Annotated in this window: 14 protein-coding genes and 1 pseudogene; 4 read left to right on the forward strand and 11 right to left on the reverse strand. The window is 52.3% G+C overall.

The genetic code is table 11. The features are described from left to right. Positions 1–99 precede the first annotated feature (99 nt). Both KTN04_RS16010 and KTN04_RS16015 read left to right on the forward strand, forming a co-directional pair. Positions 100–864 (forward strand): annotated as a pseudogene (locus KTN04_RS16010) (transposase); the annotation flags it as partial. A gap of 329 nt (positions 865–1,193) precedes the next feature. After that, entirely contained in the window at positions 1,194–1,625 is a 432-nt protein-coding gene (locus KTN04_RS16015; protein WP_217336236.1) for a hypothetical protein, read from the forward strand. Positions 1,626–1,748: 123 nt separating this feature from the next. Here KTN04_RS16015 and KTN04_RS16020 read toward each other — a convergent pair whose 3' ends face one another. The 8 genes from KTN04_RS16020 to KTN04_RS16055 form a co-directional block, all read right to left on the reverse strand. Next, positions 1,749–2,426, reverse strand: a complete 678-nt coding sequence (locus KTN04_RS16020) for a type 1 glutamine amidotransferase domain-containing protein (protein ID WP_217336237.1) — start codon at positions 2,424–2,426, stop codon at positions 1,749–1,751. 9 nt (positions 2,427–2,435) lie between these two features. Next, entirely contained in the window at positions 2,436–3,473 is a 1,038-nt protein-coding gene (locus KTN04_RS16025) for an NADP-dependent oxidoreductase (RefSeq protein ID WP_115389047.1), read from the reverse strand. Positions 3,474–3,485: 12 nt separating this feature from the next. After that, on the reverse strand, positions 3,486–4,643 hold the full coding sequence (locus KTN04_RS16030; RefSeq protein WP_217336238.1) for an iron-containing alcohol dehydrogenase: 1,158 nt from the start codon (positions 4,641–4,643) through the stop codon (positions 3,486–3,488). 1 nt (position 4,644) lies between these two features. After that, positions 4,645–5,061 (reverse strand): organic hydroperoxide resistance protein, encoded by a 417-nt coding sequence (locus KTN04_RS16035; protein ID WP_208006349.1) that lies wholly within the window; start codon positions 5,059–5,061, stop codon positions 4,645–4,647. 76 nt (positions 5,062–5,137) lie between these two features. Then, positions 5,138–6,529, reverse strand: coding sequence for an NAD-dependent succinate-semialdehyde dehydrogenase (locus KTN04_RS16040; RefSeq protein ID WP_217336239.1), 1,392 nt, complete (start codon positions 6,527–6,529; stop codon positions 5,138–5,140). A 354-nt stretch (positions 6,530–6,883) separates the two neighbouring features. Beyond that, on the reverse strand, positions 6,884–7,105 hold the full coding sequence (locus KTN04_RS17425; protein ID WP_217336240.1) for an XdhC family protein: 222 nt from the start codon (positions 7,103–7,105) through the stop codon (positions 6,884–6,886). Between the two features lie 244 nt (positions 7,106–7,349). After that, positions 7,350–8,516 (reverse strand): alkene reductase, encoded by a 1,167-nt coding sequence (locus KTN04_RS16050; RefSeq protein WP_217336241.1) that lies wholly within the window; start codon positions 8,514–8,516, stop codon positions 7,350–7,352. A 57-nt stretch (positions 8,517–8,573) separates the two neighbouring features. Beyond that, positions 8,574–10,076: an aldehyde dehydrogenase family protein gene (locus KTN04_RS16055; protein ID WP_217336242.1), complete on the reverse strand. Its 1,503-nt coding sequence runs from the start codon at positions 10,074–10,076 to the stop codon at positions 8,574–8,576. Between the two features lie 160 nt (positions 10,077–10,236). On the opposite strand from KTN04_RS16055, the gene KTN04_RS16060 reads away from it, so the two are divergent. Further along, the gene (locus KTN04_RS16060) at positions 10,237–11,148 is read left to right on the forward strand and encodes a LysR family transcriptional regulator (protein ID WP_217336243.1); all 912 of its coding nucleotides are present in this window, start codon (positions 10,237–10,239) and stop codon (positions 11,146–11,148) included. Positions 11,149–11,161: 13 nt separating this feature from the next. On the opposite strand, the gene KTN04_RS16065 is transcribed toward KTN04_RS16060, so the two are convergent. Both KTN04_RS16065 and KTN04_RS16070 read right to left on the reverse strand, forming a co-directional pair. After that, positions 11,162–12,175 (reverse strand): zinc-dependent alcohol dehydrogenase family protein, encoded by a 1,014-nt coding sequence (locus tag KTN04_RS16065; protein ID WP_115389051.1) that lies wholly within the window; start codon positions 12,173–12,175, stop codon positions 11,162–11,164. A 61-nt stretch (positions 12,176–12,236) separates the two neighbouring features. Next, positions 12,237–12,839, reverse strand: a complete 603-nt coding sequence (locus tag KTN04_RS16070; protein WP_217336244.1) for a TetR/AcrR family transcriptional regulator — start codon at positions 12,837–12,839, stop codon at positions 12,237–12,239. A gap of 252 nt (positions 12,840–13,091) precedes the next feature. Between KTN04_RS16070 and KTN04_RS16075 the strand changes: the two genes are divergently transcribed. Further along, positions 13,092–13,721, forward strand: coding sequence for a glutathione S-transferase family protein (locus KTN04_RS16075; protein ID WP_217336245.1), 630 nt, complete (start codon positions 13,092–13,094; stop codon positions 13,719–13,721). 3 nt (positions 13,722–13,724) lie between these two features. Here KTN04_RS16075 and KTN04_RS16080 read toward each other — a convergent pair. After that, positions 13,725–14,343: IS3 family transposase (locus KTN04_RS16080; RefSeq protein WP_217336246.1), on the reverse strand; the 619-nt coding region annotated here is incomplete at its 5' end.

The raw sequence follows: 14,343 nt of genomic DNA on the forward strand, positions 1-14,343 counted from the left end.
GGGCTGCAGCAGCAACTGGCCTCGAAAGAGGATGAGCTTGAGCAGCGGGATCAGGTCGTCAAAGAGCGTGACCGGCAACTCCAGCAGCGCGAGCAATACATCTCGTTGCTGGAAGAGATGCTGCGTTTGCAGCGCATCCAGCGGTTCGCGGCCAGCAGTGAGAAAACGGCCCACCAGATCCACCTGTTCGATGAGTCCGAGCTGGAAGCCGAGATCGATCAGCTGCGGGATCAGCTCCCGGACGATATTGAAGTTGCTGAAGACGATACTCCTGCTGCCGCGTCTGCACCCAAACGCCGTCAGCGCGGCTTCTCCGATCACCTGCTGCGTGAGCGCATCGAGCTGCTGCTGAGTGATGAAGAGAAGGCCGGGGCCGTCAAAACCTTCTTCACCAAGGTGAAGGAAGAGTTGGACTATATCCCGGCTCAGCTCAAAGTACTGGAATACTGGCAGGAAAAAGCCGTGTTCGAGACGAAAGGCGACGAGCGGATCGTAGCCGCGGCTCGCCCGACACACCCGCTGGGCAAATGCATCGCCACCCCGGCCCTGCTGGCTTACCTGATCACCTCGAAATACGCCGATGGTCTGCCGCTGTACCGGCAAGAGCAGATGTTCAAACGTCTGGGCCATGAGCTGAGCCGCACCAATATGGCGCACTGGATCATCCGTCTGGATGAGGTGTTCAAACCCCTGATCAACCTGATGCGGGAGGCGCAGAACAGTGCGGCCTACCTGCAGGCTGATGAAACCCGCATCCAGGTACTCAAAGAGGATGGCAAAGCTGCCCAATCCGATAAATGGATGTGGGTGACCCGAGGCGGACCGCCGGGCCAACCGTCCGTCCTGTTCGCCTATGATCCCTCCTAAGGGGCAGGTCGCAGGTTAGAGTCCTGCCTGGGGCGCCATTTAAATCAAGCAGTTACGTGATTCTCACCGCTCTGAGTTGATCATAAAACCATCAAAAACCAAAAGCGCACCAAGGTGCGCACCAAGGTTTTGCCTTTGCTTGGCCTTGCAGCCTTTTCCCGTTCTTCCCACCTCCGCCTTCAAAATGTATCTTGGTTTGTAAGATTTTGTGGGCTCTGCACACAATTACTGTGGTATGTAGGCTAGGAGAAGTGCTTACAAATGGATTCTTGAGTCTAAAGCACTGAGCTATTATGTCGTGAGAGCCACAACTGAAGGACACCAGCATGGATGATCTCAATGCCATTTCCATCCGGCGCCAAATCTTGGACTGGCGGGACAAATTGCTTTCTGAAGTACCTCACCGCCTCGAGCGAGAGCTCGTTGTACTTTTCAACCAGATCGACCGACGCATTGATCAGATGCGGTTGAAAGATTCTTTTTCGTCGAAGAAATTCATTGAAAAGGAGATCAAACCATTACTTGAGATCTGGGTTGGCAATGAGACACGAGCCATCATGAGAGACGCCAATAAGGAATTGCAGCAAATACATGATGCGGTGATTGAGGCGTCCCAATCAAATATCGACTTCGATGCTGATGATGATTGGAGCAGTTACGTAGAAGTGGTCAGCGGTTTGGTAACTGCAGGTGGGGCGCTTGCTGCAATACCTACCGTTATCACACTTTCAACTTCTGCGAGCCAGAACTTGGATTGATTATTCTCATGCGTTTTCTCCCTGACTGAACGATGTACGAAGTCCCCCTCCTTCTATCCCGACCTATTCGGAATAGAAGGAGGCTTCATAGTGGCGCTGGATCAATTCGGTCGTCGTTTTCCGTTATTTCAGCAACGCCAGAATCTCGTGCGCGGCGGCAGCGGATGAGGCAGGGTTCTGACCGGTGACGAACTTGCCGTCCCGCAGCACAAAGCTGGCCCAATCGGTGCCTTTCTCATAATTGCCACCATTGGCTTTGAGCATATCCTCGACCAGGAAGGGCACAACGTTGGTCAGGCCAACAGCCTCTTCTTCTGTGTTGGTGAAGCCTGTCACACGTCGCCCTGAGACCAAGGGCTTACCGTCTGTGCCTTGAGTGTGGCGGAATACGGCGGGGGCGTGGCAGACGGCGCCAACAGGCAAGTCAGCGGCGGCAAAGGCTTCGATCAGGCGTTTGCTGTCAGCATCTTCGGCCAGGTCCCACAACGGGCCATGGCCACCGGGATAGAAGATTGCATCGAACCTGACTTCTGTTATGTCAGACAGTTTCAGCGTAGTCGCAAGATGCTTTTGCGTCTCGGCATCGCCCTTGAAACGACGAGTGTCGTCAGTCTGTGCGTCCGGGCTATCGCTGGACGGGTCAATGGGAGGCTGTCCACCCTTGGGCGTGGCCAGGGTGATGTCGGCCCCAGCGTCCTTGAAGACGTAATAGGGCGCGGCAAATTCCTCCAGCCAGAAGCCTGTTTTTTTACCAGTGTCTCCAAGTTCGTCATGGGACGTGAGTATCATCAGAATTTTCATGTAATTCTCCTATTTTGTGGTGCTAACGCGGATCACGCGCTTGCCAAAGTTATCGCCGTTGAGAAGGCCGATGAAGGCTTCCGGGGCATTTTCCAAGCCACCAATGACCTCTTCGCGATACTTGATTTTTCCACTTTCCACCCAAGCACCCATCTGTTTGGCGAATTCCGGATATAGGTGACCGAAACTGTCAAAGATGATAAATCCTTGAACCTTTACCTTGTTCCGAAGAATCTGCCCCATTAACCAATTCATTCGGTCTGGCCCGCCGGGCAGTTCGGTGGCGTTGTATTGCGAGACCAGTCCACACACCGGCACACGCGCATGCGGGTTCAAAAGCGGGATCACCGCATCCAGAACCTTGCCGCCCACGTTTTCGAAATAGACATCGATGCCGTCCGGACTGGCCTTGGCAAGCTGATCCGCAAAGTCTGGTGCCTTGTGGTCGATGCATGCATCGAAACCCAGCTCGTCAACCGCATAGGCGCATTTTTCCGGCCCGCCTGCGATGCCAACAACACGGCAGCCCAGCAGTTTGCCAATTTGACCTACGGTTGCGCCGACCGGACCCGTCGCCGCGGCCACCACAATTGTCTCCCCGGGTTTGGGCTCACCGATCTGCGTCAGGCCAGCCCAGGCGGTAAACCCAGGCATGCCTAAGATCCCAAGTGCCCAGGATGGGTGCTCTGGCGAAACGCCAAGATTAGTAACCCCTTCACCATCGGAAAGAGCGTAATCCTGCCAGCCGTTGAAGCTAAGCACCCAGTCGCCCTCCGCGAAGCCATCAAGCTTCGAAGTAACCACTTTGGCAACCGTGCCGCCAACCATGACATCGCCGACCTCAACCGGTGCAGCATAAGAAGGCGCATCACTCATTCTGCCGCGCATATACGGGTCGAGTGACAAGTACTCGGTACGCAAAAGCATCTGATTGTCACCGACAGAAGGAATCGCCTCCTCTTCTAGCCTTAGAGTGTCCAGAGTCGGCTCGCCCGTAGGGCGCTTCGCCAACACGAGCTTGCGGTTTGCGGTGTCTGTTTGTTTCATGTTCGACTCCTCCTACAAAGCAGCTTCAAGAATGCGACGAGCTTCATCGGGGCCGATAGCGTTATGTTCCCCAAGTGCAGTCATTCCGTGTTCCTTTAAGGCACTAACGATGTGATTGATTCCGTCAGCATCAACGTCATAGTCGCCTAACCGAGTCTTGATACCCATCTGCTCGAAGAAACCGCGCGTTGCTTCGATTACCGCGTCAATTCGTTCATCATCGGATCCTTCGCGGATATTCCAGACATTGCTGGCATACTGGAGAAGCTTTTCACGCTTAGCTTCGCGCTGATCATCGATCAATGATGGCAGCACAACCGCCAGCGTGCGGGCGTGGTCCGTATCATTCAGTGCAGTAATTTCGTGCCCAATCATATGAGTGGCCCAGTCTTGAGGTACACCTGCACCAATAAGCCCATTCAGAGCCATGGTCGCAGTCCACATCAAATTGGCACGAATGTCATAATCTTCGGGTGTCTCAAGCGCCTTGGGGCCAAGTTCAATCAATGTGCGCAGCAGGGCTTCGGCAAAGCCGTCCTGAACCCGCGCGGCCACTGGATAGGTAAGATACTGTTCGATCGTATGAACAAAGGCGTCCACCACACCATTGGCAATCTGGCGAGATGGCAGAGTGTAGGTGACCTCCGGATCCAGAACCGAGAAAACCGGGTAGCAATAAAGGCTACTAAACGGCAGTTTTGCCTCCTTCTCGGGGTTGGTAATCACTCCGCCAGAGTTCATCTCAGACCCAGTGGCAGGTAGCGTCAACACAGAGCCAAACGGCACTGCTTGGGTAATGACTGATCCACGTGAGGTAAGAATATCCCAGGCATCACCATCATACTTTGCCGCCGCCGCAATAAATTTGGTGGCGTCGATGACCGACCCGCCACCAACAGCAAGCAGGAAAGTGACGGCATTTTCGCGAATCATCTCAACTGCTTTTAGCGTTGTAGCATAGCGTGGGTTAGGTTCAATACCTCCAAACTCAAGCATTGCCCGGCCAGTAAGAGCTTCGCGCACCTGGTCCAGCACACCCGTTCGTTCAGCACTGCCACCGCCATAGAGAATCAAAACTTTCGCATCAGCGGGAACCTGATCTTTCAGCTCTGCAATGCAGCCTTTGCCAAACAAAATTCGGGTAGGGTTGTGAAAGTTGAAATTTTTCATATCAGTTTCCTTCAGTTTCAATATGTAAGCGGACATCAATATTTCCGCGGGTAGCATTGGAGTAGGGGCAAAGCTGATGTGTCGCCTCGACCAGGCGTTGTGCGTCCTCGCGGGCCATGCCCGGCAAGTGAGCAGTGATGTCGAGGTCAAGCCCGTATCCGCCATCGGATCGTTGGCCGATACCCACTTCGATTGAAGTTTTTGCCCCCTTGGCATTCAGTTTGAGCTGTTTTGCGGTGATCTCCATCGCGCTGTCGAAACAGGCCGCATAACCAAGTGCAAACAGTTGTTCAGGGTTTACGCCATCTTCATCGCTATCGGGTCGAACCATTTGGACCGAAAAGCTGCCGTCGTTCAGGGTTGAAGTTCCCGAGCGTCCGCCCGTTGCCGTCGCCGCGGTTTTGTAGAAGATTTTCATGATCTATCACTCCTCTTTCGACTATCGAACGGTTAAAAACAAAATACCTCGAGGGCATCGTTTAGTGCTTCACCATCTAGAATGGCGCATCAATATCAACCACCGAAATGAGCTTGTGGTTGACGAATTCCCTGATTCCGAGCCCGATCAGTTCTCGACCGTAGCCCGACCGCCCGATACCACCGAAAGGCAAGTCTGCCTTGGCCATGGTCGGGTGATTGACAAAGACCATGCCGGTGGAAATCTGCTTCGCAACATCGGCACCACGCTTTGGATCGGCAGTAAACACAGACCCGCCAAGCCCGAACGGTGAATCATTGGCAATGCGCACAGCATCTACCTCGTCCTTCGCACGAAACAGCATCGAGACTGGGCCAAAGAATTCCCAATATCGAGCCGGGTTATCTTCTGAAAGATTAGTCAGAATGGTCGGTTGTACGAAAGCACCCGAACAGGGAACCTTTGGTCCAACTTCGGTTGCCGTAGCTCCGCAGGAAACAGCTTGGCGTATCTTGTCTTTAATCTCGTTTGCAGCTGCCTCGGAAGACAGGGGCGCTAACGTCGTTGTTGGATCCGCTGGATCGCCTACCCGAAGCTTCGCAACGCCAGCGGTGTAACCTTCAAGAAATTGGTCATATACGTCATCAACGACGATCATGCGCTTAGAAGAGACACAGACCTGACCGCCATTCCAGTGCCGTCCAAAGACCGCCCAATTGATGGTCTTCTCCATTTCCGCATCGGCCAACACCACAAACGCGTCTGCGCCGCCAAGTTCGAGCGTGGATTTCTTCAGCGCTTTGCCTGCCTGCGCGGCAACAATCGAGCCTGCACCTTCCGATCCGGTCAGCGCAACGCCATGGACACGTGGATCGTTAATGATGGTTTCGATTTGCGAACGTGTCGCATAAAGGTTTTTAAACGCCCCTTGGGGCAACCCCGCCTCCAACATCAATTTTTCGAATGCAGCAGCTGCCTGCGGAACATTCGAGGCATGCTTGAGCAACATGGTATTGCCGGCAGACAATTGTGGCGCCGCAATACGAGCTACTTGGTAAAACGGAAAGTTCCACGGCTCAATTGCCAGCAAGACCCCCAACGGCTCTGCGGACAGAACGGCATCACCTTCATCGAGATTGGCTACTGGCAGCTTTTCGGGTGCCAGCAGGACTTCTGCATTGTTAGCATAATAGTCAAAGATATCCGCTGACAGCGCGATTTCTGCTTTGGCTTCGGCGACAAGCTTGCCCATTTCAACCGTCAACAAGTTGGCAAAAAAATCAACGTCACGACGCAATATGGTTGCGGCAGAGTGCATTACACGGGCACGCTCCGCAAACCCGGCTTCCTTCCACGATAAAAATGCCACATGAGCATTCTCAATCGCTTGGTGGACTTCAGTATCGGTCGCGTCCGGGTATGCTTCCAAAAGTTCGCCGGTGTAAGGGTTTCGTGTTTCATAAGCCATAATTAAGTCCTTTCTCGTGGAACGTGATTGGGTTGTAAATCTCGAATTTATTCATAATCCGCCAAATCATAGACCGGTCGACTAGAGGCAGGACAAATAAAAAACACTGAAATCTAATTGCTTATCACGCTGATTTTTAGCTTACCCTCGAATAGACCAGTCGTCTACATTTTTAAAAAATAACTATAGGCTTTAAGGATAACTGCCCCCAAAAGGCCGTTAATCCGCTTCATGAATTCTCGCGCCTCTGTATTTCAACATGCCGCCGTTTCGACCATTTACCACCACACTGATCTCTGAGAGGATCGCCATAGCAACGTTCTCAGGGGCTCCCCCAAGGTCAAGACTATCAGGCTAATAGAGCTTTTCCCGAGCCTGAACAGTTTGCACATCATCACCAATGTCAGCCAACAGTCGCTCAGTTCGGTACCGAGGCCCCAGCTGCCCAACATAGCAAACACCGCTCCTCAGAGCTTTTGTCAACCACTGTGTATCCTGAGTCACGCTCTGGGTCATCACGACAACAGCGGCGCCATCTAGCAAGGAACTCGTGGACAGCAGCTCGTCGATATTCATCACCCGAAATCATCAGCTTTAGGAAAGCAGTGAGCCATCGCGAAGTTTGCCCTTCGGTCTATGACGGTGACATGCCAGCCTAGAGTTTTCGCCAACCGGACCAATGGTTGACCACTACATTTTTGTTTGGCGACTAAACAATAACTCTCCAACCGTTTTCATTTCATTTCTAGTCCACGCTAATCTGCGATGAACCCAAAAAAAGCCCCCTTTTTCAAGGAGGCTTCTCTCGTTTGCTGGGTTCTTAATCCGTCACGCTTTCCAGTGACTCGGGCGCCGAGGCAGCCTGAGAGTCATAGGTCGGGTAGTCGATATACCCCTTGTCCGTTCCACCGTACATCGTTGTAGGGTCAACCTCGTTCCAAGGCAATCCTTGCTGTATCCGATACGGTAAATCCGGGTTTGCAATAAACGGCTTCCCAAAAGCGAACAAGTCGCCGTATCCAGCATCAAGCATACGAAGCGCTTTCTCCGGAGTGTATCGGCCTGCATAAATCAGAGCGCCACTAAAAGCACCTCGGAGCGCACTGCAGAAGCTGTCAGGCAATTCTGGTGCATTGTCCCAGTCGGCTTCAGCGATAGAAATATAGGCAATACCCATGCGCTCTAACAATTTTGCCGCTTCTAGGTAGGTTTCGTGAGGGTCTGTTTCAACCAATCCCAGATAAACACGTGCCTCTTCCGTGCTCTCGAATAAGGGAGCAAACCTCACTCCCAAGCGCTCAGCCCCCACTTCTTCTGAAATTGCGGCCACAATCTCTTCCAGGAAGCGCAGGCGGTTCCGCAAACTTCCGCCGTATTGATCCGTCCGATGATTAGTATGCTCTGAGATGAACTGGTTAACCAGATAGCCATTCGCGCTGTGGATTTCTACGCCATCAAAGCCGGCTTCCACGGCGTTACGAGCAGCGCGAGCATATAGCTTCACAAGCTCTTGAATTTCCTCGGTTGAAAGTGCGCGGGGCTCATCCGGATCAGCCAGTGCGCCCTCCCCTGGTGCTGTTTCTACGAACACTTTCACACCTTCTGCACGAATGGCTGAGGGTGCTACCGGAGCCTGTCCGTCCGGCTGAAGAGAATTATGAGAAACTCGCCCTACATGCCACAGCTGACAAAAGATTTTGCCGCCTTCACGATGAACAGCACCGGTTACTTTTTTCCAACCCTCAATTTGTGCCGCTGTAAAAATACCCGGCGTCCAAGCGTACCCCTGACCTCTGGGCTCTATCTGCGTGCCTTCTGTGACCATGAAGCCAGCAGAAGCCCGCTGCGCATAGTAGTCAGCCATCAGATCGTTCGGAATATTTCCTGGCTGAGTGCTTCTTGAACGCGTGAGAGGCGGCAGAACAATACGATTTTTCAGCTCAAGTGAACCCAGTCTCTGGGACTCAAAAAGAGGATTGACATTCATAACGCTATTTCCTTTTAAATAAGGTTTTCGTACAGGAGCAAGCAATGCTCCGCTGCATTAAAAGAGACCCGGACCGGTCTCATTCAGGCTGATAATGATGTTCTTCTTTTCGGTATAGCTATCCAGCATCATCTTGTGCGTCTCCCGACCGATACCGGATTTTTTGTACCCACCAAAAGGCGCATGTGCAGGCAGCTCATGGTAGGTGTTCACCCATATCCGTCCGGTTTTGATGGCGCGAGCGACATTAAGAGCACGATTGATATCCTCCGTCCAAACCGCGCCTGCCAAGCCATACTCAGACTCGTTGGCCAGCTCAATCACCTCGTCATCATCTTCAAACGACATGACCACCAGGACGGGACCGAAAATTTCCTCTTGTGCCACCCGCATTTTGTTGCTCGCATCAACAATAATCGTGGGGGCGATAAAGCAACCATGCTCATGGTTTGCATCAACCAGCCGTTTTCCACCGGTTATGATCCTTGCGCCTTCCTGAGTCGCCAGATCGATATACCCGAGAATCCGTTCCATCTGTTGTTGACTGACCTGGCTTCCCATTTGAGTGGTGAGATCTAAAGGATCCCCAACTTTGATTCCCTCGAACCGCTCCTTCAGCGCCCCCACGAATACATCGAAGATAGACCGATGGACAAAAAGTCGGGCACCGGACTCACACACTTCGCCCTGGTTTAGAAGAATCGATGTAGCAGCTCCCTCCAATGCCTTCTCAATATTGGCATCAGCAAACACAATGTTGGCCGATTTTCCACCCAGCTCTAGAGTCGCCGGTATTAGCTTTTCAGCCGCGGCTTTAGCTACGCGATATCCAACGGCTGTCGATCCGGTAAATGCCAACTTGTCGACATCGGGGTGATCAAGTAGCGCTTGTCCAGCCTCAGGACCGTCGCCGGTAACAATGTTGACGGTTCCTTGAGGTAATACTTCGTTAAGAATCTCTCCCAAAGTGAGCAAAGTAATCGAGGTCATCTCTGATGGTTTGATAACAACCGTGTTGCCAGCCGCTAGGGCCGGAGCCAACTTCCAGGCCGCCATCAACAGAGGAAAGTTCCACGGAATAATCTGCCCGACGACACCTATAAGCTCACTCAACACCAAACTCAGAGTCTGATTATCAAGTTGCGTTGCCTCGTCGCTATGCGAGCGAACAACACCCGCGAAATAACGAAAATGATCAACGGCCAGCGGGATATCGATTTGGCTGGATTCCCGCAAAGGCTTACCGTTATCCAGAGTTTCTAAGTACGCAAACTCTTGTGCTCGAGCCTCAAGCAAGTCCGCTATCGAGAGCAACGCGCGCTGACGCTCCATCGGAGATGTGCTGCTCCAACGGGGAAAAGCCTCACGAGCAGCCTTTACAGCCAAATCCACGTCTTCGCTACTGGCCATCTGCAAATGTGAGAATGTTTCTCCTGTGGCAGGGCTAACCGTTGGGATCATCCGGCGAGACCGGCTGTCTACCCATTGCCCGCCAATTAGCATTCGATAGCTAGGCTTAATATTCTCTAGCGCTTTCTCTTTAGTGGCACTATGACTCATTCTCTGCTCCTACCTTTGCCGAAACATCGTTTCCAAACACAATCCATAGCGAACTAGCACTCAAAATTGCGCGTGCACCTGGTACCGAGTCATGACAAGGGCAATGTTACGGTGGTAATATCACAAACAGAAACAGTAATTATTTGTTACAAATACAAATATGAATGATATTAGTCTGATCGACCTAAAGCAGCTACGGGTCTTTAAAGCACTCTTAAAAGAGCGAAGCGTGACACGTGCCGCCGCCCAGATGGGCCTTACTCAGCAGGCTGTAAGCGCTCAACTGAGCAAGCTAAGGGACACGTTTCAAGATCATCTATTCTTGCGCTCCGCACAGGGCATCATTCCCACGCCACTCGCCGAACAGCTTGAGCCAAGAGTAAATGCAGTGTTCGAGAGTCTTGCGGCATTAGCACCGCCTGACAGGTTCGATCCTGCCGAGGTGCAAACGACCTTTGCGATATCCGCAACGGATTATGCTGTGGCAGTTATATTGCCCAGGTTGATGGCGAAGGTAAGAGCTCAAGCTCCAGGGCTAAAGCTGATTATCAGGGACTTTGAAAGCGATAGACTGTATCCGCTCCTGACCTCTGGAGACCTCGATCTGGCTTTAACCTTTCCGGCGTTCGTCCCCAATAATTGTCAAACGAAATGGTTGTTCTCCGAGTACCACATCTGCGTAACAAGGAGCGACTCTCCATTGCAAAACCGGCAACTCTCCATTGGAGACATTGCCGACTTGCCTCAGATTATCGTCTCCCCGACAAGGGCAAACCTGATCGGTTCAGCGGATGACTGGTTTGCGAGCAAGGGCTACAGCCGAAATATCGTCATGTCGGTACCGAGCTTCTCAGCTGCACCGGCCTGTATCGCCTCAACCGACTGCATAGCCTTCCTGCCCTCACGCATTCTGCCGAATCCGCTGGTTCGTCCGATCCTGCTCGATGACTCGCCACCCTGCTTCGATGTCATTGCCGCATGGCACCCTCGCTCAAGCCGGGACCCGCTGCACAAGTGGATACTGTCACTTCTCCAGCAGGCATTCCCGGCGCAAGAAAGCACTAAACTATAGGAGTGCCCTGCGGCTACCACTCAACAACGATTTTGCCAAAGTGGCTACCACTTTCCTGAAGCCGAAAAGCATCCGCTAAACGATCTAGAGGGAAACTGCAGTCGATCACTGGGCGAAGATTGTTTTGTTTCAACGCTGCAACGTATTCCTGCTGCTGACGACGGCTGCCAACCACCAACCCTTGCAAGCGAGCCTGTTTGGCCATCAACAACGAGGTGGGTACATCGCCACCTCGTCCTGTCAACACGCCAATCAAAGCTACGTGGCCGCCAACGCGAACCGCCTGCAAGGACTGTGCAAGCGTGCCAGGTCCACCGACCTCAACAACGTGGTCAACACCCCGTCCATTCGTCAATTCGAGCACTTCAGTACCCCAATCAGGATTCGTCCGATAGTTAATAACATCGGTTGCCCCAAGAGACCGAGCCCTTTCAAGCTTTTTGTCAGAGGAGGAGGTTACGATGACGCGCGCGCCCATGGCTCTGGCAATCTGTAAGGCTGCAATGGATACTCCACCTGTTCCAAGCAACAGCACACTATCACCGGCCTTGATTCCCCCCTCAACCACCAAAGCCCGCCATGCTGTCAGGCCAGCTGTGGTGATCGTCGCTGCTTCGGAATGGCCCCAACACGAAGGCGCATGGGTAAAATAGTGTGCTGGCCGCACCACATACTCAGTCGCGTAACCGTCTATTCCATCACCTGGCGTTCTTCGGAAACTGCCCACATCATCAAATGCGCGACCGTCCTGCCATTGAGGGAAAAAACTAGACACAACACTTTCGCCAACAGCGAACTCAGTCACGCCTTCACCCACAGCCTCGACCACTCCCGCACCGTCAGACATTAGAATTCGCCCATCAGTGGTTGGGATACTCCCATTAGCGACCAGTAAGTCGTGGAAATTGAGGGAGGTTGCATGTATTGCCACGCGTATCTGTCCCACTCCAGGTTGACCAGGATCGGGCAGATCTCTCAGCTCTAATTGATTCAGCCCACCCGGGGCCCGCAGAACAACTGCTCTCATAAGGATTCCCTATTTTTATAAATAGACTGGTCGTCTATAACTAGATGAAAATTTTTACCGATTAGTTCTTTTTTAACCCCAGCAAACCTTGTGTTGCCTCAAACGCAGACTCCATGGGCTCACGGCTGCGTGTGATTTTCGCACGCAAGCTCGCACCCAACCATAATTGATAGAGAGTTGACGCTGTCGTTTTCGCATCCAGATGAGCAGATAACGAGCCATCAGCAATGCCGTCTTCAACCGCTCGGGCAAGTCTTGCGATAACTCGATCTGTTCCCTGCTGCAACACAATACGCATAGTTTCGGATAAATCGCTAACTTCGGCTGCAAGTTTGACCGCCAGACACTTGCCTTTCGGGTCGCAGGCCGACTGAGTTTCCAGCCAGGCTTCCCAGTAACTCATCAATCGCTCTGCTCCGGACAAACCCGGTCGAGAGAGCAGTGCCTCCAGAGACGCTTGGTAGCCGGAAAAATAGCTCTTGAGTAATTCCTCACCAAAGGCCTCTTTGGATCCAAAATAATGATAAAAGGACCCTTTGGGCACACCAGCAGTCTGCAGAATTTCATTCAATCCGACAGCACTGAATCCTTTGCCACTGATAATACACTGGCCGGTTTCCAAGATATGACTACGTACATCGTGAGCAGCAATTTTTGATTCCATAGACAAATTTTAAGCCGGACTTGACTAATTGTCTAGACAAGGACCTCTGGCTATGTGCGGGACCTATAGAAAACAAGCGCTCGGCCAGATGCCTTTACTGCGCCTGAATGCCATATCGCAAGACGGCAGAGACAGTTAAAATTAGACCGGTCGTATATGATGTGATATAATAATGAACACGCGCTTGAATAAGTTGCAACTCGGCAAAACTGCATCTTCACTCTCTTCGCTCAATCTCCCGGAGTTATACATATGATCCTTGTACATCACTTAAACGATTCGCGCTCACAGCGCATTCTCTGGCTACTCGAAGAACTGGGCCTTGAGTACGACATTAAACGCTATGAGCGTGATTCAGTTACACATCTGGCGCCACCGGAGCTGTTGCGCGTTCATCCACTGGGTAAGTCGCCGGTCATTGAAGACGGCAGCTTCATAATCCATGAATCCGGGGCAATTATTGATTATCTCATTAGAAAATATGCTGGAAAACGCCTGCACCCTACTTCTGAAAGCCCGGAGTATGAACAATATATGCAGTGGCTCCACTACGCTGAGGGGTCTGCAATGCTTCCCCTTCTGTTGAAGGTTTATGTTGACCCTCTGGGTGATGGAGGTGAAGCTCTGCAGCCGCGCATAAACAGCGAACTGGATAATCATTTGGGTTTCGTAGAAGCTTCGTTGGAAGGAAAAACCTTTTTGGTAGGCGAACTGTTCAGTGCCGCAGATATCCAAATGAGCTTTATTGGAGAGGTTGCAGGCTCGTTTAGTCTATTACACCAACGCCCTAACCTGATGGCCTGGATCAAGCGGCTTCAGGCCCGCCCAGCTTATCAAGCCGCCATAACAAGAGGTGGTGCGTACCGTTTAGGGAAGGTGTAGTGGTCAACTAATACCGTACAATAAGTTAAGTTTTTCCTCTGCCACAGCGGGTGGCAATCCTTGGTTGTACTGATGTGGCCGTTGCCGGTTGTATCGTTCCATCAGATAGAAGCTGATGTCTTGTTGGGCTTCACCTGCTGCTCTGTAACCTGTGGCAGGCATCCATTCGGACTTGTAGCTCCGGAACAGTCGCTCCATTGGCGAGTTGTCCCAACAATTTCCCCGGCGACTCATGCTTTGCTGGATTCGGTAGCGCCACAGGCGTTGCCGGAAAGCTCGGCTGGCATATTGGCTTCCCTGGTCCGAATGGAACATCAGCCCAGCAGGCTTGCCACGCTGCTCGTGTGCCATATCCAAGGCTTTTACGACCAGTGCGCTATCCGGGTGGTCCGAGAACAACCAGCCAACGACTCGACGTGTAAACAGATCAAGCACAACGGCTAGGTAATGCCAGCGGTTCTGCACCCAGATATAGGTGATATCGCCACACCACACTTGATTGGGGGCTTGCACCTCAAACTCCCGGTTAAGGCAGTTGGGAATATCTGGCCGCTCTACCGTAGCCTGTTTGTACTTGTGCGGTCCCGGCTGCTTGCAGGTCAGATTCAGATCACGCATCAGA

This window comes from Marinobacterium weihaiense (assembly GCF_019061305.1).
GTDB classification, from domain to species: domain Bacteria; phylum Pseudomonadota; class Gammaproteobacteria; order Pseudomonadales; family Balneatricaceae; genus Marinobacterium; species Marinobacterium weihaiense.